This is a genomic window from Azospirillum soli (assembly GCF_017876165.1).
Taxonomy (GTDB): domain Bacteria; phylum Pseudomonadota; class Alphaproteobacteria; order Azospirillales; family Azospirillaceae; genus Azospirillum; species Azospirillum soli.
Map to the genome: position 1 here is coordinate 140,983 of NZ_JAGINQ010000006.1, position 21,448 is coordinate 162,430.

Genomic DNA, 21,448 nt, shown 5'->3' on the forward strand with positions numbered 1-21,448 from the left:
GTGGCGACCGGCATTACTTGGCCGGCCTGCCACGGTCCCGCCCGATCACACGTGGTATATTAATTCGCGGTGTAGTATAGAGCAGGCGGTTCTCGCCCGGAGAGCCTTTTCCCGATGCCCTTCGACGCCGCACTCCAGCCCATGGTCTTCCAACGCTCCGCCGCGCAGGCCGTCAAGGCCCACACCACCGGCACGCACCGCATCGTGGCGCCGGAGCAGACGCTGGCCCGCGTCGCCCCGTTCCTTCCCATCATGGGCATCACGCGCGTCGCGAACGTCACCGGCCTGGACGAGGTCGGCATCCCGGTCGTGATGGTGACCCGGCCCAATTCCCGATCCGTCTCCGTCTCGCAGGGCAAGGGCGTGACCCTGGCCGCCGCCAAGGCGTCCGGCGTCATGGAATCGATCGAGGGCTTCCACGCCGAACGCATCACCCTGCCTCTGAAATACGCCAGCTATGAAGAGCTGCGCTGGACCCACCCCGTCGTGGACGTGGGCCGTCTGCCGCGGCTTGCCACCGGCACCTTCACCCCGCACACGCCGATGCTGTGGATCGAAGGAGAGGATCTGCTGGCCGGCGGGACCAAGTGGGTGCCGTTCGAGATGGTGCACCTGAACTTCACCCTGCCGCTGCCGCCGGGCTCGGGCAGTTTCCTTGCCGGGTCCAACGGGCTGGCGTCAGGCAACTGCGCGGCGGAAGCCGTCGCCCACGCCGTCACCGAACTGGTCGAGCGCGACGCCGCCACCCTGTGGCGCCTGAAGGACCGCGAGGCGCAGGAGGCCACGCGCATCGACCCGGCCACCATCGCCGATCCCGTCTGCCAGTCGCTGCTGGATCGGTTCGACGCCGCCGGAGTGGATATCGGCGTCTGGGAGATCACCAGCGACGTCGGCCTGCCGGCCTTCCTGTGCCGCATCGTGGCGCGGGAGGACGCGCCGCAGCAGTCGGTCCGCCCGGCGCTGGGCATGGGCTGCCACGCCGCCCGCGAGGTTGCGCTGTCCCGCGCCCTGACCGAGGCGGCGCAGAGCCGGTTGACCTTCATCGCCGGGGCGCGCGACGACATGCCCCGCGCCGAATACGAGCAGCACCTTGACCCCGCCCATTACGCCCGTTGGAAGGAGCGGATCGCCGGCGGCGCGGGAACGCGCGATTTCGCCACCTGCCCCACCTTCTCCGGCCGCACCATCGAGGACGATCTGGCCTTCCAGTTGGACCGCCTGCGCGCGGTCGGCATCGAGGAGGTCGTGGCCGTCGATCTGGCGAAGCCGGAATTCGGCATTCCCGTGGCCCGCGTGGTCATCCCCGGCCTGGAAGGCGTGGACGAATCCCCGGACTATCTGCTGGGCGCGCGGGCGCGCTCCATTCTGGGAGACCCCGCATGAGCGGCCTTGCCGTCTTCCTCGGCCCCACCCTGCCCCGCGAGGACGCGGAACGCGAACTGGACGCCGCCTATCTGCCGCCGGTCGCCCAGGGCGACATCATCCGCCTGTGCTCGCGGGACGAGAAGCCCAAGGCCATCGGCATCGTGGACGGCTTGTTCGAGAACGTCCCCTCCGTCTGGCACAAGGAAATCCTGTTCGCCATCAGCCAGGGCATCGCCGTCTTCGGCGCCTCCAGCATGGGGGCGCTGCGCGCGGCGGAGCTGCACCCCTTCGGCATGATCGGCGTCGGCGCCATCTTCGAGGCGTTCCGCGATGGCCGGCTGGAGGACGACGACGAGGTCGCCGTGATCCACGGCCCGGCGGAACTGGGCTACACCGGCCTGTCGGAGGCGATGGTCAACATCCGCCGCACGCTGGCCGACGCCGTGGTGGACGAGGTGATCCCGGCCGAAACCGCCCGGCAGTTGGAAGGCATCGCCAAGGCCCTGCCCTACCGCGAGCGCGGCTATGGCCGCGTGCTGCGGTTGGCCGCCGACCGGGGCGTGCCGGAAGAAGAACTGGCCGACCTGAAGCTGTGGCTGCCCACCGGCCGGTTCGACCAGAAGCGCGAGGATGCGCGCCAGATGCTGCGCGCCATGCGCCGCTGGGCCGCACAGGGAGCGGTCGCACCGGAGGCCCGCTTCCACTTCGAACGCACGGTCCTGTGGGAAAAGGCCGTGCGCGAATCGGCTTCGCTCGCGACGGGACCGGAAATCCGCTAGTCTGATCGCATCGCGCGCGGCTCCTTCGCCGCGCCGGCACGCGGGGAGCGGTCTGGACGGGCATGAACGTACTTGCGGATGTCGCCAACATCCTTCGGCGCAACCGCCTTCTGAGCGGTCTTGACGACCGGCACATGGCCGAGCTGGTGTCGCTCGGGCGATTGTCGCGCTTTCACGAAGGCCAGACGGTCTTTGAAAAGGGCGATCCCGGCGACTGCCTCTACGCCATCCTCAAGGGTCAGATCGCCGTCTCCACCGGGTCGGTGGACGGCAAGACCATGCTGCTGAACATCCTGGACGCCGGCGACGTGCTGGGCGAAATCGCTCTGCTGGACGGCAAGGAGCGCACGGCCGGGGCCACCGCCCTGCGCGCGTCGGAACTGTTCCGCATCGACCGCCCGGCCTTCATCGCCTTCCTGGAGCGGCACCCGAAGCTGTGCATCCAGATGATGGCGGTCCTGTGCGAACGGCTGCGCTGGGTGTCGGAAAACATCGAGGACGCCGTTTTCCACGATGTGCCCCGCCGGCTGGCCCGGCGCATCCTGCTGCTGGCCGAAACCTACGGCCAACGCACCGCGACCGGCCTGAAAGTCAACCAAGCCGTGTCCCAGGAAGGGCTGGCCGCCATGCTGGGCGTGACCCGCGAGATGGTGAACAAGAGCTTGAGAGCGCTGCGCAATTCCGGCGCCATCACCTACACGAAAGGCTTCATCGTGGTCACCGACCTGGACCTGTTGAAGGACATGGCGGGCGAGAACGTGCGGGAGCCATAACGCATAGGTCTACCTCCGGCAAGTTTTGTTGTCGCAATCTCTTTCAATCGCGCTATAGTGTGAATTGGGAGTGAGTGAGGCTCAACAAGGGATAAATGCGCCATGGCTGGACAGGAGTCGCAGGCCAACGAAGCCGCCCAGACGGCCGCCGGTGTGATTCCGCTGGTGGCCCGGTCCGTCAAGCTGTTCGGCTGCCCGATGCAGATCCGGCTGGAGCCTTCCTATTGGGAAGCGCTGGACGAAATCTGCCGGCGGGAGGATCTGACTGTCGATGAGCTGTGCAGCGACCTGAAGGAGCGCCTGGACGAGCAGTCCAAGCGCGTGCGCGGCGTGGGCAGCGTGTCGCTCGCCAACGCGGTGCGCGTCTTCATCGTCGGCTACTACCGCAAGGCCGCCACCGAAAAGGGTCATGACCGCGCCGGTCACGGCCGCGGCGATCCGTTCATCAGCACCCCCTTCGACCTGCCGCAGCCGACCGACGAGCGCTGAACGGACAATCTCGCGCCGGAAAACCACAAGCGAGAGCCGCGACAATCCCACCTAGTCCATTTGAGGAGATTGTTGTTAAAATTCGGCTTCAACGCATTTCCGCGGAGCCGACGAGCGCATGACCACGGTTGAGCCGGCCGCCCACACCCCCACCGCCGCCCGCCGGGCGCGGGACACCACGTACCTTCCCGAGGTGGGGTTCATCACCGGCACCATCGTGGTGCTGTTCCTGGTCATGCAGCAGAATTTCCTGCTGTTCCACCTGAGCGCCGAGCTTTTCGCCATCGCGGTGTCCATCACGATCTTCATGATCGCGTGGAACACGCGTGCTTCCAACCAATCGCCCTTTCTGTCCTTCGTCGGCCTGTCGATGCCGGCGGTGGCACTCCTGGATTTGCTGCACGCCATTTCCTACCAGGGGATGAACGTCATCGGCGACGGCAACCCCAATCTGGCGACGCAGCTCTGGGTGGCTGGCCGCTACGTCCAGGCGGCTATCTTCCTGGCTGCGCCGCTGCTGTCGGAAACGCGTCTGCGCACGGGCGATGTTTTGCTGGTCCAGGCCGGAGCCTTCGGCGCCGCCATTCTGGCGATCTTCACCTTCAAGATCATGCCGGACTGCTTCGTGCCGGGCGAAGGGCTGACTCCGTTCAAGATCGTCAGCGAATATGTGATCGCGTCGGCGACGGGCGTAGCCTGTCTGTTGTTGATAAAGCGACGGCGCCAGTTCGACCGGGGCGTCTTCCGGCTGGTGCTGGCCGGCATCGCGATGCTGATCCCGCAGGAAATGGCCTTCACGCTCTACATGGACCCGCACGGGCTCATGAACGCGCTGGGGCATTTCCTCAAGATCCTGTCCTTTTATCTGCTCTACAAGGCGATCATCGTCACCGCGCTGCGCAACCCCTACGACCTCGCCTTCTACCGGATGCGGCGCAGCGAGGAGGCCTTGCGCGACCATCTCGGCGGGCTGGAATCGCTGATCGCTACCCGCACCGCCGAGTTGCGGGAGAGCGAGGCGCGCTGGCGGGCGCTGCTGGAATGCTCCAACGACTGGTTCTGGGAAACCGACGCGCGGGGGCGCTTCACCGCCCTGTCGCCGCGCGCCCAGGAATCGACCGGGCGCGGCGGGTCGGAACTGCTGGGATTCACCCACGCCGATCTGCTCGATCCCAATCGGCCGGAGGAGGATTTCCCCGCGCTGTTGGAGGCGCTGCACAAGCGCGAGCCGTTCCGCCGCCTGTCCTTTCCGCTGGCGACGCCGGGCGCGGCCTCGCGCTGGGTCATGGTCAGCGGCGTCCCGCGTTTCGCCCCGGACGGAACCTTCCTCGGCTATCGCGGCACCACCAGCGACACCACCGCGCGCCGGCAGGCGGCCGAGGCGGCACGGCAGAAGCAGACCATGGCGGCGCTGGGCAGTCTGGTCGGCGGCCTCGCCCACGAGATCAACAACCTGCTCCAGCCCGTCATCAGCCTGTCCGAACTGGCGATGAACCGCGCCGGTGAGGACAAGAAGCTGCACACCTACCTGGGCGCCGTCCATGAAAGCGGCCTGAAGGCCCGCGCGATCCTGCGCGACGTGCTCCAGTTCGCGCGGGTGGAGGTCGCGGAATCGCCCCCCGGCGACCTGGAGGATGCCGTGCGCTCGGCCGTGCAGCTGGCTTCTCCCACCTTGCCCGCCGGGGTGCGGCTGAGCACGCGCACGGGCGCCGGCCTGAAACCGGTGACGATCACCGCGACTGAATTGACACAAGTGCTGTTGAATCTGATACAGAACGCCCGCGACGCCATGCCGGAGGGCGGCACGCTCGGCATTCAGGCCGATCTCGTGACCCTGAAGGAACCGGAGACGTCCCGCCGACAATTGTCCGAGGGGAAATACGTGCGGCTCGCCGTGTCGGACACCGGCACCGGCATGGACGAGGCGACGCGGCAGCGCGTGTTCGACCCGTTCTTCACGACCAAACCGGTCGGCAAGGGTACGGGGCTTGGGCTGTCGGTCGTGTATGGTATCGTGCGGAATGGAGGCGGCGACATAACGGTTGAAAGCGCGCCGGGGCGCGGCACGACGTTCGTCATCGACCTGCCCGTCGCCGAACCCGGCGACCAGGGCTTCGACAAGGATGGGAAGAAGGTTCATGGCGAAGGTTCTGGTCGTTGAGGACTCCGCCGCCGTCCGGCTTGCCGTCACGGAAGTGATCGAGCAGGCCGGACACGCCGTCGCGGAGGCGGAGAACGGCCGCATCGCCATCGAGCGGCTGGAGACCGAGTCCTTCGACCTCATCATCACCGACGTGCTGATGCCGGAGGCCGATGGGGTGGAGGTCATCAAGGCCGTCCGCGCCCGGCACCCGGACACCCGCGTGCTGGCCATTTCCGGCGGCGCGCCGAATTTGCCGGCGGGCTATGCGCTGAAAATGGCGGAAATGTTCGCGGCCGACGCTGTTCTCTACAAGCCGTTCCTGAACGACGAGCTGAAGAAGACGGTTGCGCGCCTGCTGAGCGGCGAAGGCTGAGACCGTTCGTCGCACAAACCGATCAGAAGGCCAACCGATCAGAGACTTGACTGTTCGTTTGAGCCGCGCTACTGGTTACGCCTCTAAACCGTATGGTGCGCCATGCGGTTTGGTTAGAGACCGGCGGGCCGGGGCGCGGGGAGGGAGATCCACAATAACAAGCGCCCCGCCCGCCATTTCATTCCCGAACTCCCGACACACTCAGGCGGCCTGACGCTTCACCAGCAAACCGCGCAGCACGCGCGAGAGCAGGTCGGCCAGCTGGAACTGCTCGTCCCCCGGCAGCGCGGCGATGACGCCCGCAAATTCCTTCAACGGATCGTGCTCCAGCAATTCCAACGCCTTCGCCGTCGGATGCAGCTGCACCACGCGACGGTCTTCCGGCACTGGCACACGGGTCAGCAGGTTCTTGGTCACCAGCACCTCGACCATCTGCGAGGCGGCGCCGCGCGTCGTCGCGTGGAAGTCGGCGAAGGCCGAGACGGTGCGCTGGCTGGGGTTAGCCCGCGCGAAATAACGCAACGCCGTCCACTGCGAGGGCTTCAGCCCCTGTGTGTAGCCGAGGCTGTCGGCGATGTGGCCGATGTGCATCATGACCTCGGCGATTGCCTGTGCCGAAGCCGGTGACGGATGACTTTTCGACATGGCGGCCGGGTCTCGCTTGATCCTCGGTTGGCGTCAGAACTGGTACTACCAAGCCCGAGTCTACACGGTATAGAGGCTATACGACCAGCAGACTAGCAGGCATTCGGGGAAGAGTCCAGAGAAGCCCCACCCCGGCGACGCGCCCGACATTATGCCATGGCGCACCGAAACGAAACCTTTCCGTAACCATGATGGCCCCCACACGATGTCGCACCCTTGCGCAGCAGGCGCTTTGCCAGGGGATTAGGGGCGCTCTACCCCCTCCTATCCGAGTGGAATAGTGCGTTTTGGCTGGCGTTGGGGCGCGACTCGGCTATATATGCGCGCCATGACCACGCCCGTTTCCAAACCCGGTTCGAAGACCAGCCTCGCCAACGCCCCGAAGGTCGGGATCGTCAGCCTGGGCTGCCCGAAGGCGCTCGTCGATTCCGAGCGCATCCTGACCCGCCTGCGCGCGGAAGGCTACGACATCTCCCCGTCCTACGACGGCGCTGATGTCGTGCTGGTGAACACCTGCGGCTTCCTGGACAGCGCCAAGAAGGAGTCGCTGGAGGCCATCGGCGAGGCGATCAAGGAGAACGGGCGCGTCATCGTGACCGGCTGCATGGGCGTGGAGTCGGACATGATCCGGCAGGTCCACCCGGACGTGCTGGCCGTCACCGGCCCGCACCAGTACGAGCAGGTGGTCAGCGCCGTGCACGACGCCGTGCCGCCGATCCACGACCCCTTCACCGATCTGGTCCCGCCGGAAGGGCTGCGGCTGACGCCGCGCCACTACGCCTACCTGAAGATTTCCGAGGGCTGCAACAACCGCTGCACCTTCTGCATCATCCCGAGCATCCGCGGCGATCTGGTCAGCCGGCCGGTCGCGTCGGTGCTGCGCGAGGCGGAGAAGCTGGCGACCGCCGGCGTGAAGGAACTGCTGGTCATCTCCCAGGACACCAGCGCCTACGGCATCGACCGCAAATACGCGGAAGAGGACTGGTACGGCCGCAAGGTGCGCGCCCGCTTCCTCGATCTGTGCAAGGAGCTGGCGAACTTCGACGTGTGGGTGCGCCTGCACTACGTCTACCCCTACCCGCATGTGGACGAGGTCATGCCGCTGATGGCGGAAGGCCGCATCCTCCCGTACCTGGACATCCCGTTCCAGCACGCCTCCCCCACCGTGCTGAAGGCCATGCGCCGCCCGGCCGCGCAGGAAAAGCAGCTGGACCGCATCAAGAAGTGGCGGCAGGAGTGCCCGCATCTGGCGATCCGCTCCACCTTCATCACCGGCTTCCCCGGCGAGACCGAGGAAGACTTCCAGTTCATGCTGGATTGGCTGAAGGAAGCGCAGCTGGACCGCGTCGGCTGCTTCAAGTACGAGCCGGTCGAGGGCGCCCAGGCCAACGACCTGCCGGGCGCCGTGCCGGAAGAGGTCAAGCAGGAGCGCTGGGAGCGCTTCATGGAGACCCAGAAGGCGATCAGCGCCGAGCGCCTGGAGCAGAAGGTCGGCTGGACGCTGGGCGTCATCATCGACGAGGTGGACGAGGACGGGGCCATTGGCCGCTCCTACGCCGACGCGCCGGAGATCGACGGCAACGTCTTCCTGAACGGCGAGACGAACGTGAAGCCGGGCGACATCGTGGACGTGACCATTGAGCACGCCGACGAATACGACCTCTGGGGTTCCATCGAAAAGGTCGAGTGAGGCCCCTTAAGGAAGGATTGGGGCCATGCCCGTCAGCCCTGAAGACAGCCAGGTGATGGACGTGCTTCAGGGCGGGCGGTGTTTCCTGTGCGGCGAGCCGGTCGGCGGCAAGGCGACCTTCGACCACCTGATCCCGCAGGCCTACGGCGGCGTGGACGAACCGTCCAACGTCGTGCTGGTGCACCGCCGCTGCAACCAGAAGAAGGGCGACCGGCTGCCGACGCCGGAGGAGATCGAGCGCTTCATCCAGCAGCGGCGCCGCAGCCGCCTGGGCGTCTGGCCGCCCCTGCTGGCCCTGCTGGAGGCCGAACCGGGCGACGAATGGATGACGGTCGCCAAGGCGATCGCGGGGACCCGGTGACTCAGCGCACCACCCGCCACGACCCGTCCGGTTCCTGGCACGCCGTCCCATAGATCGGCACGCGTTGCCCCCCGATCACCCCGCTTCCCTGAAACTCGCGGCAATAGCGTCCGGAAGGCGCGAGGTAGGTCGGCGAGGCCGGCGCCACCACCATGGGCGCAGGCGCATACACGACCGGCGGCGGCGCGTAGATGACCGGCGGAGGCCCCCAATAGCCGGGCGTCAGGTTGAGGCCCAGGCTGAAGCCGAACACATTGCCGCCGTGCCCATGTCCCCAGCCGGAATGGCTCCAGCCGCCGTATCCGTGCCCATAGCCGCCCCCCCCAGCCACCGCCGTGCCAGCCGCCGCCGCGGGCGTGGTTCCAGCCGGCATCGGCGGGATTGGCGGCAAGGGACAAGGCGACCACCGCGATGCTGCCCAGCGTCAGGACGGCGGTGGTGATGCGGTGCGCGGCAAATCGGGACATGACGCCCCTCCTCTGCGGCCCGGATGGACTCAGGCGCTTTCCATTATATTCGATCCGACGCGTCCGCCGCAGACATGGCGTTCGGATGATGTGCTTCAGGACAGGGAGGAACGGTCGCCGGAGAAAACGGTTGAGGCATGCAGCCAACCGAAGGGAAAGCCCAACCGAATAGAAAGCGAGGCACTGCGATGAAGCAGCCGCACACCGAGAAGTCCGTCAAGCACACCGACGACCAGCAGAACACCGGCAACCACAAGAAGCCCGACGCGCCAGACGCCAAGGGCGCCGACCGCTTCGGCGGCACCCGCAAGGGCGCGGAGAACGTGGAGCCGACGAAGGAGAAGTAAACCGCCCTCCTCACCCCGCCCCCCTCTCCCGCTGGGGAGAGGGGGGACCGCAAGGGGGCGGCAAGGGGAGCAGAGTCCTTACCGTTGCGCCGTTTCCTTCATGCGCTGGTTCTGCCGCTCGATGGGCTGGAGCATGTCGCGCGAGGCGCGCATGGAGATTTCGAACAGGCGAGAGCTGATGTCGAACCACGCCCGCATCGCCTCGCCCGCAAGGCGCCCCTGCACCTCGATCATCCGCTGGGGCGAGGCCGACCGGGACAGTTCCCGAGAACCGTAAACAGCGGCCCGCGTGGTCGTTTCCATCCAGTCGACCAAGGCCCGGCCGGCGTCGTTGGCGGCGCAGGCCGCGACGGTCGGCAAATTCGTCAGCGTTTCGATCCCGTCGATCATCGGCGTCGCGACACGCCGCGTGACGCCCAGCGCCTCACGCGAACCACGCAGAGCCACCTCCGCGCCGGCTTCGGCGGTGCGCCGGGTCGCGGCGGCGCCGGTCTCAGCGACCTGGGCTGCGTTCTCAACCGTCTTGCCAGCCACGCGGGCCATCGCCACGCTGGCCTCCCGGATGCGGTTGGCCTCGGCCCTGGCTTCCTCTTCCATCCGTTCGGCCGCTTCGCGCTCGCGGCGGGCGGCGGCGCGGCGCTGCTCGGCCTCCTCGCGCTTGGCCTCTTCGATCTCCGCCTTCCGAGCCTCGATCTTCTCGGTCACCGCCTGGGCCTCCTCGTCGGTCAGCACCTTGCGGATGGCCGGCAGCAGTTCCTTGCGGTCGTCGCGGACGTGCTGCTGGAAGACGCGGCGCAGTTCGGTGACCTTCCTGGCGAAGTTCTCGTCGTCCTTCGGCATGCGTTCCAGCTCGGCCAGCAGGACGCGGGTCTGCTTGTTGTCCTCCACCGCGTCGGCGACCAGATCCTTCAGCTCCTTGTGCTTGCGCAGCGCCGGGAACAGGTGCTTTTCCTCAAGCTGGGCCTGGAGATCCAGTTCCTCGCGAAGTTCGGCCAGCAGGCGCTCGCGGGTCTTCACGGCACCGTCGGACGTGTCGGCCAGCTTGGCGAACAGCTCGTTCGCTCGGGCCGGGGCGGCCTGGATCAGTTGCGTGATGGTCATAGTCTCTCTCCTGCGTTTTTTGCGCAGCGCAAAAGACTGATGCTGCGCTGCGGTATGCCGCGAAAACTCAACAGCAGGAAAAGGGTTCCTTCGCCGTCTGCCTGATGTGCATGTTCCATCGGTCGGGGGAGCTTGCGGCGGCCCTGCCGGACGTGCGACATCCCAAGACCGAATTTCCTACACCGCCGGTGCACGCCATGGCCCACGCCATGTTCAAACATTACAAGGTGCTGTTCACCCGCCCCCTGCCCGGCCTGCGTCCCGGCCGCCCGGAGCGCGACGCCATGGTGGAGCGGGTCAAGCGCTTCGCCAGCCAGAACGGTATGGCCGGCGACCTGCACGCCATCTCCCCCAACGCCGGCTTCGGCATCCTGGAAATCCAGTGCACGGAAAAGCTCGCCCGCCGCCTGAGCGATTTGTCCGAGGTCGAGACCGTGCAGGAGGGTTAAGACCGCGCTTCTACCTCCTGTCCAGTTGACGCGGGTTCGGCTTGCCCGGCCCGGACGGCATCCCTATTTGGTGAGCCCACGCGCCGCCAAATACACAGCATAACCGGCTGATTATTTGGCGCAAATCGAAGGAAATTTTCCGGATATGCGCCATGGGGCCGGATTTGTCATCGCGGGATTGCTCGTCATGTCGTCTCTGTTTTCCGCGCCCGCCAGCGCGAATGTTGGTGGTGGCCCTGGCGGTGGCGGAATGAACCGCGCCGTCGTCGTGTTTGGCGACAGCCTGTCCGACACCGGCAACGCCGGAATGGGTCGTTTTTCCAACGGCCCCGTGTGGGTCGAGCGTCTGGCGGAACGGCTGGGCACGCGCCTGACCGCCTCGTCGCAAGGCGGGACCAACTACGCGGTGGGCGGCGCGCGCACGGTGGGCACATCCGGCCCGACCAGTCTGCGCGCCCAGGTGGACGGCTATCTGCGCAAGACCGGACGGCAGGCCGACCCAAAAGCGCTGTATGTGGTCTATGGCGGCGGCAACGACCTGCGCGCAGCGGTCGGCGCGTCCGATCCCTGGGCGGCGGTGATGGGGGCGGCCGGCACCATGGGACACATCATCGCCGACCTCGCCAAGGCGGGCGCCACGGAATTCCTGGTGCCGAACCTGCCGGATCTCGGCCGCATTCCGGAGATCCGGCGCTACGGCCCGAACGCCGTGCAGATCGCCACCATGGCCTCGATCGGCTACAACCAGACGCTGGCGCGCAGCCTGGACGAGGTGGAGCAGCGCCTGCCCATCCGCCTGCACCGGCTGGACGTCTGGGCGCTGTTGCAGACCGTGCTGGCCGATCCCGCAGCCGCCGGCTTCGCCAACGTGACGGAGCCCTGCGTCGCCCAGGGTCCCTGCCGGGATCCGGACCGATTCCTGTTCTGGGACAGCATCCACCCGACGGCCGCCGCGCATGCCCGTTTGGCCGAGGCGGCACTTGGAGCCGTTTCGGGTGTTTCACAGGATGGACGCCGTTAGGAGCACTCCATGAACCCTCGTTTGCTGGCCGAGGTGCTGGAGCCCGTGCTGAACGCCGCGGAGGAGGACGACGTGGCGATGCTGGAGGCCGTGAACCTGTCGGCGGAGGCGCTGGCGGCGCTGGGCGCCGTCATCCTCGACCGTGACGGCCAACCGGCCGACGGCGTGACCGACGAACGCGCGGTGGTCGCCGCCCTGAACACGCACGCCCACACCATGATGCAGTCCGGACGGCTCGACGACGTGGTCGAAGCCCTCCAGTTGGCCGAGCGCATCGGGCGCCTCGCGCAATTCCCGCACCACCCACGCATGTCGGACGGCTAATCCCGAGAGGAGGTACCCGAGGAACGACGCGTCCACCACGTTGTTGTGCCAAGCCGAGCGCTCAACAGTGGAGACGTGTCTTGCCGACCGCCTCGAAACCCAACGCATTCCCCGCCCCCATCGAGGGCGAAGCCCTGTCGCTGCTTCAGGACGACCTGTTGCCGGGGTTTCTCGCCGGCCGGCGCTGGTACGCGGCCAAGGATGCCGGCACTCCCCGCGTGCGGATCGTGGACGCCCTGCCCTTGCCGCTCTCGTCCGGATCGGCGCAGCTCTGCCTGCTGCGGGTCGAGCCGCCGGGGCGGGACGCGCAGCTCTATCAGCTGCCGCTGGTGTTGGACCGCGACGGCCGGGCGGCCCCGGACGATCCCTTCGCCATCGCCGGCCCGGACGATCTGCCCTGGGCGGGTGCCTTGCGTGACGGTTACGGCGATGAAGGGGTGGTGCGCGCGCTTCTGGACGGGATCCGCAAGGGAGGCGGCAGCGGCGGCGCCCTGACCTTCGGGCGGACGCAGGCCTTGACCGACGTGGACGCGGCGCTGACGAACGCTCCCCTGCGCTGGATGGGGGCGGAGCAGTCCAACACCTCCATCCGCGTCGGTGACACCGCCATCCTGAAAGGCCTGCGCAAGCTGGAAACCGGCATCCATCCCGAACTTGAGGTCGGGCGCTTCCTGACCGAGGTGGCGCATTTCCCCAACACGCCGGCCCTGCTGGGCTGGGCGGAACGTTCCGGCGAGGGCGGCACCGCCGCGCTGTGCATCCTGCAAGCCCTGGTGCCCGACGCGCGCGACGCCTGGAGCCACGTCACCGACCGGCTGATCGAGCGCGTCACCCGCTTCGACGACGAGGGCGCCGACGAGATCGAGCTGATGATGTTCATGCGCCGGTTGGGCCGCCGCACGGCGGAACTGCACCGCGCGCTAGCCACCCCCAGCGAAGACCCGGCCTTCACGCCGGAACCCGCCACGCCCGACACGCTCGACGACTGGGCCGAAGACGTGCGGCGCATGGCGCGCGGCATCCTCGGGCAGTTGCGCGACGCCGCCGACCGCCTGGACGGCCCCATCGCCGGCTATGCCCGCTCGCTGGGTGCCGCCGAGGCGACGGTGATGGCGCAGATCGACGCGCTGATCCCGGCCGGCACCGACCTCTGCGCCATGCGGCTGCACGGCGACTATCACCTGGGTCAGGTTCTGGCGTCCAAGGACGACGTGTTCATCGTCGATTTCGAGGGCGAACCCATGCGCCCGCTGGCCGAACGGCGGGCCAAGCACTGCATCCTGCGCGACGTGGCGGGAATGCTGCGCTCCATCGCCTACGCGGCCGCCACCGCGCGCCGCGCCCTGCCCGACGACCTTGAAGAAACGGCGCGGGGTGCGCGCGAAGCCTGGCTCGCCTGGTGGGAGGGCGAGGCCGGCTCCTGCTTCGTCGCCGGCTACCGCGAGGGGATCGGCGACTGCCCCGGCTATCCGCGCGACCCCGCCGTGGCGATGCAGCTTTTGAAGCTGTTCCTGCTGGAAAAGGCGCTCTACGAGGTGGGGTACGAACTGGCCAACCGGCCGGACTGGCTGGCGATCCCGCTGGCCGGGGTCATCGGCATCCTCGGCGTCGATGCCGGGCCGGAGGTGGCCGACGCGGTGTCGGGCCCGGTCGGGCAGGCCGCCCCCGGCGCCGTTCACATCGGGGAGGCGCGGGCGCACCCCATGCCCTTCGGCGCGCAGGTCTTGCCGGACGGATCGGTGCGCTTCCGGCTGTGGGCGCCCACGGCGGAGCAGATCTCCCTCTGGCTGGAGGACACGCAGGCGCTGCTGCCCATGATGCGGCAGTCCGACGGCTGGTTCGAATGGAGCACGTCGCAGGCGCACCCCGGCACCCGCTACCTGTTCGAGCTGGAAGGCGGCGTCCGTGTACCGGACCCGGCATCGCGCTACCAACCGCAGGACGTGCATGGGCCGAGCGAGGTGGTGGACCCGACTGTCTACCGCTGGAACGACGCCGCCTGGACCGGGCGCCCCTGGCACGAGACGGTGCTGTACGAACTGCACGTTGGCACCTTCACGCCGGAGGGCACCTTCCGCTCGGCCATTGACAAGCTGGGCGATCTGGTGGACCTGGGCGTCACGGCCATCGAGCTGATGCCGGTGGCGGACTTCCCCGGTGTGCGCAACTGGGGCTACGACGGGGTGCTGCCCTTCGCGCCGGATTCCTCCTACGGACGGCCGGAGGATCTGAAGGCGCTGGTCGACGCGGCCCACGCCAGGGGGCTGATGGTCTTCCTGGACGTGGTCTACAACCACTTCGGGCCGGAGGGGAATTACCTCCACACCTACGCCGACAGCTTCTTCACCGACCGGCACAAGACGCCCTGGGGGGCCGCCATCAACGTGGACGGGCCGCGCAACGCCACGGTGCGCGACTACTTCATCCACAACGCGCTCTATTGGATCGAGGAGTTCCACATGGACGGGCTGCGCTTCGACGCGGTCCACGCCATCCTCGACGACAGCGACAAGCAATTCCTTGAGGAACTGGCCGAGCGCGTCCACGACCTGACGCGCGGGCGGCGGCTGGTCCATCTGGTGCTGGAGAACGACGAAAATCAGGCCCGCTTCCTGGAACGCCACCCGGAGGGCGATCCGCGCTGGCACACCGCGCAGTGGAACGACGACATGCACCACTGCCTGCATGCGGCGGCCACTGGGGAGGCCAGCGGCTATTACGCCGACTACGCGGGCGACGCGAACAAGCTGGGCCGCGCGCTGGCCGAGGGCTTCGCCTTCCAGGGCCACCCCTCCTCCTACCGCGAGGGCGGCGCGCGCGGGGAGCCGTCGGCCCACCTGCCGCCGACCGCCTTCGTGAACTTCATCCAGAACCACGATCAAGTCGGCAACCGCGCCTTCGGCGACCGCATCGGCCACATCGCCAAGCCCGAGGCGGTGCGCGCGGCGGCGGCGGTCTATCTGCTCGGCCCCTCCATCCCCATGCTGTTCATGGGCGAGGAATGGGCCTCGGCCCGGCCGTTCCCCTTCTTCTGCGACTTCGAGGAGGAACTGGCCGAGGCCGTGCGCCAGGGCCGGCGGGCGGAGTTCGCCAAGTTCCCCGAGTTCCAGGACCCGGCCGTGCGCGACCGCATCCCCGACCCCACGGGCATGGACACCTACCTGTCGGCCAAGCTCGACTGGAACGTTCGCGACCAGCCGCCTCACGCCGAATGGCTCGACTGGTACAAGCGCGCGCTGGCCGTCCGCCGGGCGGAGATCGCACCCCGGCTGGAGGGCGCGCCGGGCGGGGCGGCGAGCTACGACGTGATCGGCCACGCCGGCCTGCGGGTGGACTGGAAGCTGGGCGACGGCAGCCGGCTGCACCTGCGCGCCAACCTGTCGGACACGCACGTCCCCGGCCTGTCCGACGCCCCCGGCCGCATCCTGTGGACCGAGGGCGACGGCTTCCGCGACGGCGCCCTGGCGGCTTGGTCGGTCGTCTGGTCCATCGAGGAGGCCTCGGCCCTCGACCGCCTTGCCGAGCGCATGGGCATCGAGACGGAATACACCAGCGCGGCGGGCGAGACCGTCCGCGCGTCGGAAGGTACCGTGCGCGCCCTGCTGAAGGCCATGGGGGTGGACGCCCCCGACGACGCGGGCGCCGCGCGGGTGCTGGACGGCATGGTGCGGGACGAGCTGTCGCGCCCCCTGCCCCCGGTGGTGGTCCAGCGCATCGACCGCCCGCCGCTGTCGGTGACCGTCACCCTGCCCGAGGGATCGGGCGAGTTGCGCTGGACGCTGGCGACGGAGGATGGCGAAGCCCGCAACGGCGCTGTGCTGTTCGGCGACCTGCCGCTGGTCCGCCGGGCCGCTTTGGACGGGTGCGGGATGGAGGTGCGGCGGCTCGACCTCGGGACGGCTACGCCGGGGTCCATGCCGAAACCCGGCTATCACCGCCTGCTGGTCGAGACAGACGGGCTTCGCGCCGAGACGACGGTGATCACCGTCCCCGACCGCTGCCACCAGCCGGTGCCGCTGGAAATGGGCGAGCGCATCTGGGGCCTGTCGGCAATGCTGTTCAGCCTGCACAGCACGGGCGACTGGGGCATCGGCGACTACGGCGATCTGGCGAGCCTCGCCGACGTAGCGGCGGCGCGCGGGGCGGGGATCGTCGGGCTGAACCCGCTGCACGCCCTGTTCCTCGACCGGCCAGAGCAGGCCAGCCCCTATTCCCCGGCCAGCCGCCTGTTCCTGAACCCGCTCTACATCGACGTGATGGCGGTGCCCGACCTGATGCAGTGCGAGAAGGCCCGCGCCCGCATCGCGTCGGAGGACTTCACGCGGGCGGTCGAGGCCGCAAACGCCGCCCCCATGGTCGATTACGCCGCCGTCGCCCGGCTGAAGCTGCCGATCCTGGAAATTCTGTTCGAGACCTTCCAGAAGGACGGCTCGGTCGAGCGCTGGAACGCCTTCGCCGCCTTCCGCGCCGAGCTGGGCGAGGGGCTGGAGCGCTTCTGCACCTTCCAGGCTCTGCGCGAGCATTTCGCGGAGGTCGGCAAGCCCGACTGGCGCCGGTGGCCGGACGGCTTCAGGAACGCCGGCTCCGAGGCCGTGCGCCGCTTCCGCGAGGAAAACCGGGAACGCATCGACTGGTTCGCGTGGCTGCAATGGGTGGCCGACAGCCAGCTTCAGGCGGCGTCCGAGCGGGCGCGGGAGCGCGGCATGGCCGTGGGCTTCTACCGCGACCTCGCCGTCGGCGCGGACAGCGCGGGCGCGGAGACCTGGGCGGCGCCGGACGTGGTGGTGTCGGCGGCGCACGTCGGCGCCCCGCCCGACCTGTTCAACCCCGCCGGCCAGGACTGGGGCCTGCCGCCCTTCAACCCGCACGCCCTGCGGGAGGAAGGCTACGCCCGCTTCATCGAGCTGGTGCGCGCCAACATGCGGCACGCGGGCGCGATCCGCATCGACCACGCCATGGCGTTGCAGCACACCTACTGGATTCCGGAGGGGCGTCCGCCGTCCGAAGGGGCGTATGTGGCCTATCCGATGGACGACCTCCTCGGGATTCTGGCCCTGGAGAGCCGGCGCAACCGTTGCCTCGTCGTCGGTGAGGATCTGGGCACGGTGCCGGAGGGGTTCCGGGAGCGCATGGCGGAGGCGGGGGTCCTGAGCTACCGCGTGATGTTCTTCGAATGGACGGAGGACGGCGGGTTCAAGGGGCCGGACGACTATCCCTATCTGGCGCTCGCCACCGTAGGCAGCCACGACCTCGCCACGCTGCGCGGCTGGTGGGAGGGACACGACATCGACCTGAAGGAGGAAAAGAACCTATATCCGGCCGAGGGCGAGGCGGCCAAGCAGCGCGAGCGCCGCCGCGAGGAGCGCGCCCGCCTGATCGAGGCCCTGCGCGCCGCCAACCTGCCGCTGCCCGCCAGCTTCGGGCCGGAAAGCGCCTATGACGACACGCTGGGCCACGCCGTGCACGCCTTCCTGGCGCGGACCAACGCGGCCATCGCCATGGTGCAGCTGGACGACCTGACGGCGGAGCGCGAGCAGGTGAACCTGCCGGGCACCGTGGACCAGTACCCGAACTGGCGCCGCAAGCTGAGCCTCAGCCTGGAAGAACTGGCCGACGCCCCGGCGGCGAGCGCGCTCGCCAGCATCCTGGCGGCGTCCCGGCCGGCGGCAACACCAAACATATAGCCCCTCTCTCCTTGTGGAAGAGGGGTTGGGGTGAGGGGTAAACGCTTGCGCGAAAACACCTTTCCGGCCTTGCGGCCGCCCCCTCATCCCAACCCTTCTCCCACACAGGGGAGAAGGGCTTTGAACTTGACCCAGGAGACCACCGATGGCGTCCGACGCCGAGAAGCCGATCCCCCGGGCCACCTATCGCGTGCAGTTGCGCGCCGAGTTCGGGTTCGACCGCACCGCCGAGATCGCCGACTACATGGCGCGGCTGGGCGTCAGCCACCTCTACGCCTCGCCCTACATGAAGGCGCGGCCGGGCAGCACGCACGGTTACGATATCGTGGACCACAACGCCCTGAACCCGGAACTGGGCGACGAGGCCGCGTTCCACAACATGGTCGCGGCGCTGAAGCGCAACGGCCTCGGCCAGGTGCTCGACTTCGTGCCCAACCACATGGGCGTGGGCGGGTCCGACAACGGCTGGTGGCTGGACGTGCTGGAATGGGGGCCGGACAGCCGCTTCGCCGGCTATTTCGACATCGAGTGGGAGCCCGACCGCCGCTACCTGCAAGGCAAGGTGCTGGTGCCCCTGCTCGGCGACCAGTTCGGCGCCGTTCTGGAGTCCGGCGCGCTGGAACTGAAATTCGACAAGGACGCCGGCAGCTTCGCGGTGTGGGCCTACGGCACGCACAAGCTGCCGGTGCGGCCCATCGACTACGGCAGCGTCCTCGGCGCCGACCATCCGGAGCTGGAGCGCATCGGCGACGCCTTCGCGCATCTGGGCTATGTGCACCCGCACCAGATCCGCCGCGCCGAGGCGCTGAAGGCCGAGCTGGCCGCCCTGGTCGCCGAACGCCCGGACGTGGCCGAGGCGGTGGAGCGCCGCCTCAACCGCTATCGCGGCGAGGAGGGCGAGCCGGAGAGCTGGAACCGCCTGACCGACCTGATCGCACGGCAGAACTGGCGGGCGGCCTATTTCAAGGTGGCGGCGGACGACATCAACTACCGCCGCTTCTTCAACATCAACGAGCTGGCCGGCCTGCGCATGGAGGAGCCGGAGCTGTTCGACGTGGCGCACCGCTTCGTGCTGGGCCTCGTCGACGACGGCACGCTGGACGGCCTGCGCATCGACCACATCGACGGCCTCTACGATCCCAAGGGCTATTGCCGGCGGCTGGTCGGCGCCGCCTCCCGCCCCTTCTATCTCGTCGTCGAGAAGATCCTGGCCCGCCACGAACGCCTGCGCGAGGACTGGCCCATCGATGGCACCACCGGCTACGAATTCGCCAACCTGCTGGGCGGGCTGTTCGTGAACCCGGACGGGGAGGAGTCCTTCACCCGCCTGTACCGCGACTTCACCGGCCGCCGCGAGAGCTTCGAGGAGGTGGTGCGGACCTCCAAGATCCGCATCATGGAAAGCGAGATGGCCAGCGAACTGCACGTGCTGGCCCGCGAGGCCTCGCGCATCGCCCGCACCAACCCGCGCACCGCCGACTTCACCGCCAACATCCTGCATCAGGCGCTGAAGGAGATCATCGCCCGCTTCCCCGTCTACCGCACCTACGTGGACGGCAATCATGTCGATGGGAGCGCGCCCTCCGACCTCGACCGGCGAGACATCGACTGGGCCATTTCCCAGGCGCGGCGAGTCGAACAGGGTCCGGACCAGTCCGTCTACGACTTCCTGCACCGGCTGCTGACCACCGATCTGGTCGCCGAACCGCGCAGCGGCTACAGCCGCCAGCAGGTCACCCGATTCGCCATGAAGCTCCAGCAGTACAGCGGCCCGGTGATGGCGAAGGGTCTGGAGGACACCGCCTTCTACCGCTACAACCGGCTGGTCGCGCTGAACGAGGTCGGCGGCCATCCCGAACATTTCGGCGTCGGCCCGACCGCCTTCCACCGCGCCAACCAGGAGCGGGCGACGCGCTGGCCCGGCGCCATGCTGGGCACCACCACCCACGACACCAAGCGCGGCGAGGACACCCGCGCCCGCCTCTACGCCCTCTCCGAAATGCCGGAAGAATGGGAGCGGCAGATCCAGACCTGGAGCCGCCTGCTGCGCGCCCGGCGCGGGGACGTGGAGGGCACCGCCCCGCCCGACCGCAACGACGAGTATCTGTTCTACCAACTCCTGCTGGGCGCATGGCCGGCGGAGCTGACCGGCGCGGACCCGGCCAGCCTCGACCCGCAGGCGATGGGCGAATTCGCCGAGCGTATTACCGGGGCCATGACCAAGTCGATGCGCGAGGCCAAGGTGCATTCCACCTGGGCCGCACCGAACGAGGCGTATGAGAGCGCCATGATCGGCTTCGTCCACGACGCGCTGGACGTGACGCGCAGCAACGCCTTCTTCGACGCCTTCCTGCCCTTCCAGGCGACGGTGGCCCGCATCGGCATGCTCAACGGGCTGAGCCAAGCCCTGCTGAAGCTGACCAGCCCCGGCGTGCCCGACATCTACCAGGGTTGCGAGCTGTGGAACTTCAGCCTCGTCGATCCCGACAACCGCCGCCCGGTGGACTACACCGCCCGCCGCCGCCTGCTGGAGGAGGTGGAGGGGGCCGACATCGCCAGCCTGCTCGACCGCTGGCAGGACGGCGCGGTGAAACTGGCGCTGACCCACCGGACGCTGCGCCTGCGGGCGGACAAGCGCGACCTCTTCGCGTCGGGCGACTATGCCCCCCTGGAGGCGACCGGCGGCCGGAGCGAGCATGTGGTGGCCTTCGCCCGCACGCTGGGGGACGACGCGGTGGTGGTCGCGACACCCCGCCTGATCGGAAGGCTGGGCGACAATCCCGATTGGGGCGACACCTCGGTGCCGCTGCCGCGCGGGCAACGCTGGCGCGACATCCTGACCGGAAAGACCGTGGAGGCGTCCGGCGCCATCACCGCCGCCACCCTGTTCCGCGATTTTCCCGCCGCTCTGCTGGTGCGGGAGGGCTGACGGCATGCAACACCGGCTCGTGCCACTCGACTCCGGGCTGATGGAGGATGATCCGGGCAAGCCGGCCGAGTTCGGGGCCGTGCTGTTCGGCGATCCGCGCGAAACCTTCCTGAACCTCTTCGACAGCGGCAACACCCGCTTCGCCTGCGGGGTCTGGCGCTGCACGCCGGGCGTCGTCGCCATGAACGACTGGCCCTACGACGAGTTCTGCGTGCTGCTGAGCGGACGGGTCGTCATCACCCCGCAGGGCGGCGAGCCGCGGGAATACGGCCAGGGCGACGCTTTCGCGATTCCCAAGGGTTTCACCGGCACCTGGGACGTGCGCGAGACAATCCGTAAATACTACGCGATCCAGAAACACGGCGGGCGGGCGGAGGCGCTGAAGCGTCTCATTCCCGCCCCCCTTCGGACTCCGCTGCTGGGCGTGGCGCGGAAGATGCTGCGCCGGTAGCGCGGCATCCCGGCGACGGGTGACAGGCTGGGCGGCGGTGGCGTAGGATCGGCCGGA

Annotated in this window: 18 protein-coding genes; 15 read left to right on the forward strand and 3 right to left on the reverse strand. The window is 68.5% G+C overall.

What is annotated here, in order from left to right:
• Window positions 1–114: 114 nt before the first annotated feature.
• From J2852_RS11835 to J2852_RS11860, 6 genes are all read left to right on the forward strand, one after another.
• Window positions 115–1,383: a YcaO-like family protein gene (locus J2852_RS11835; protein WP_209875569.1), complete on the forward strand. Its 1,269-nt coding sequence runs from the start codon at window positions 115–117 to the stop codon at window positions 1,381–1,383.
• Window positions 1,380–2,144: a TfuA-like protein gene (locus J2852_RS11840; RefSeq protein ID WP_209875571.1), complete on the forward strand. Its 765-nt coding sequence runs from the start codon at window positions 1,380–1,382 to the stop codon at window positions 2,142–2,144. The genes J2852_RS11835 and J2852_RS11840 overlap by 4 nt, the downstream gene beginning before the upstream one ends.
• 62 nt (window positions 2,145–2,206) lie before the next feature.
• The gene (locus tag J2852_RS11845; RefSeq protein WP_209875573.1) at window positions 2,207–2,917 is read left to right on the forward strand and encodes a Crp/Fnr family transcriptional regulator; all 711 of its coding nucleotides are present in this window, start codon (window positions 2,207–2,209) and stop codon (window positions 2,915–2,917) included.
• A 102-nt stretch (window positions 2,918–3,019) separates the two neighbouring features.
• Entirely contained in the window at window positions 3,020–3,406 is a 387-nt protein-coding gene (locus tag J2852_RS11850) for a ribbon-helix-helix domain-containing protein (protein WP_209875575.1), read from the forward strand.
• Between the two features lie 118 nt (window positions 3,407–3,524).
• Window positions 3,525–5,567 (forward strand): MASE3 domain-containing protein, encoded by a 2,043-nt coding sequence (locus J2852_RS11855; RefSeq protein ID WP_209875578.1) that lies wholly within the window; start codon window positions 3,525–3,527, stop codon window positions 5,565–5,567.
• Window positions 5,545–5,922, forward strand: a complete 378-nt coding sequence (locus tag J2852_RS11860) for a response regulator (protein WP_246499525.1) — start codon at window positions 5,545–5,547, stop codon at window positions 5,920–5,922. Before J2852_RS11855 ends, J2852_RS11860 begins: the two co-directional genes overlap by 23 nt.
• A gap of 201 nt (window positions 5,923–6,123) precedes the next feature.
• Here the strand turns inward: J2852_RS11860 and J2852_RS11865 are convergent, their stop codons facing one another.
• Window positions 6,124–6,567, reverse strand: coding sequence for a MarR family winged helix-turn-helix transcriptional regulator (locus J2852_RS11865; protein ID WP_209875582.1), 444 nt, complete (start codon window positions 6,565–6,567; stop codon window positions 6,124–6,126).
• A 328-nt stretch (window positions 6,568–6,895) separates the two neighbouring features.
• Between J2852_RS11865 and rimO the strand changes: the two genes are divergently transcribed.
• Window positions 6,896–8,257, forward strand: a complete 1,362-nt coding sequence (gene rimO / locus J2852_RS11870; protein WP_209875584.1) for a 30S ribosomal protein S12 methylthiotransferase RimO — start codon at window positions 6,896–6,898, stop codon at window positions 8,255–8,257.
• 25 nt (window positions 8,258–8,282) lie between these two features.
• Window positions 8,283–8,618, forward strand: a complete 336-nt coding sequence (locus tag J2852_RS11875) for an HNH endonuclease (protein WP_209875586.1) — start codon at window positions 8,283–8,285, stop codon at window positions 8,616–8,618.
• A gap of 1 nt (window position 8,619) precedes the next feature.
• Here the strand turns inward: J2852_RS11875 and J2852_RS11880 are convergent, their stop codons facing one another.
• The gene (locus tag J2852_RS11880) at window positions 8,620–8,991 is read right to left on the reverse strand and encodes a hypothetical protein (RefSeq protein WP_209875588.1); all 372 of its coding nucleotides are present in this window, start codon (window positions 8,989–8,991) and stop codon (window positions 8,620–8,622) included.
• 282 nt (window positions 8,992–9,273) lie between these two features.
• Between J2852_RS11880 and J2852_RS11885 the strand changes: the two genes are divergently transcribed.
• The gene (locus tag J2852_RS11885; protein ID WP_209875590.1) at window positions 9,274–9,432 is read left to right on the forward strand and encodes a hypothetical protein; all 159 of its coding nucleotides are present in this window, start codon (window positions 9,274–9,276) and stop codon (window positions 9,430–9,432) included.
• A gap of 78 nt (window positions 9,433–9,510) precedes the next feature.
• Here J2852_RS11885 and J2852_RS11890 read toward each other — a convergent pair whose 3' ends face one another.
• Window positions 9,511–10,533, reverse strand: coding sequence for a hemerythrin domain-containing protein (locus tag J2852_RS11890; RefSeq protein WP_209875591.1), 1,023 nt, complete (start codon window positions 10,531–10,533; stop codon window positions 9,511–9,513).
• Window positions 10,534–10,643: 110 nt separating this feature from the next.
• Here J2852_RS11890 and J2852_RS11895 point away from each other — a divergent pair, with 110 nt between their 5' ends.
• The 6 genes from J2852_RS11895 to J2852_RS11920 all read left to right on the forward strand — a co-directional run bounded on the left by J2852_RS11895 (window position 10,644) and on the right by J2852_RS11920 (window position 21,391).
• On the forward strand, window positions 10,644–10,982 hold the full coding sequence (locus J2852_RS11895) for a hypothetical protein (RefSeq protein WP_246499527.1): 339 nt from the start codon (window positions 10,644–10,646) through the stop codon (window positions 10,980–10,982).
• Window positions 10,983–11,232: 250 nt separating this feature from the next.
• Window positions 11,233–12,003 (forward strand): SGNH/GDSL hydrolase family protein, encoded by a 771-nt coding sequence (locus J2852_RS11900; RefSeq protein ID WP_209875593.1) that lies wholly within the window; start codon window positions 11,233–11,235, stop codon window positions 12,001–12,003.
• A gap of 9 nt (window positions 12,004–12,012) precedes the next feature.
• Window positions 12,013–12,327, forward strand: coding sequence for a hypothetical protein (locus tag J2852_RS11905; RefSeq protein WP_209875595.1), 315 nt, complete (start codon window positions 12,013–12,015; stop codon window positions 12,325–12,327).
• Between the two features lie 80 nt (window positions 12,328–12,407).
• Window positions 12,408–18,011 (forward strand): malto-oligosyltrehalose trehalohydrolase, encoded by a 5,604-nt coding sequence (gene treZ / locus J2852_RS11910; RefSeq protein ID WP_209875597.1) that lies wholly within the window; start codon window positions 12,408–12,410, stop codon window positions 18,009–18,011.
• A 145-nt stretch (window positions 18,012–18,156) separates the two neighbouring features.
• Window positions 18,157–20,940: a malto-oligosyltrehalose synthase gene (treY, locus tag J2852_RS11915; protein ID WP_209875599.1), complete on the forward strand. Its 2,784-nt coding sequence runs from the start codon at window positions 18,157–18,159 to the stop codon at window positions 20,938–20,940.
• Window positions 20,941–20,944: 4 nt separating this feature from the next.
• Window positions 20,945–21,391 carry a cupin domain-containing protein gene (locus J2852_RS11920; RefSeq protein ID WP_209875601.1) on the forward strand — a complete coding sequence of 149 codons (447 nt, stop codon included), beginning with the start codon at window positions 20,945–20,947 and terminating at the stop codon, window positions 21,389–21,391.
• Window positions 21,392–21,448: the final 57 nt, after the last annotated feature.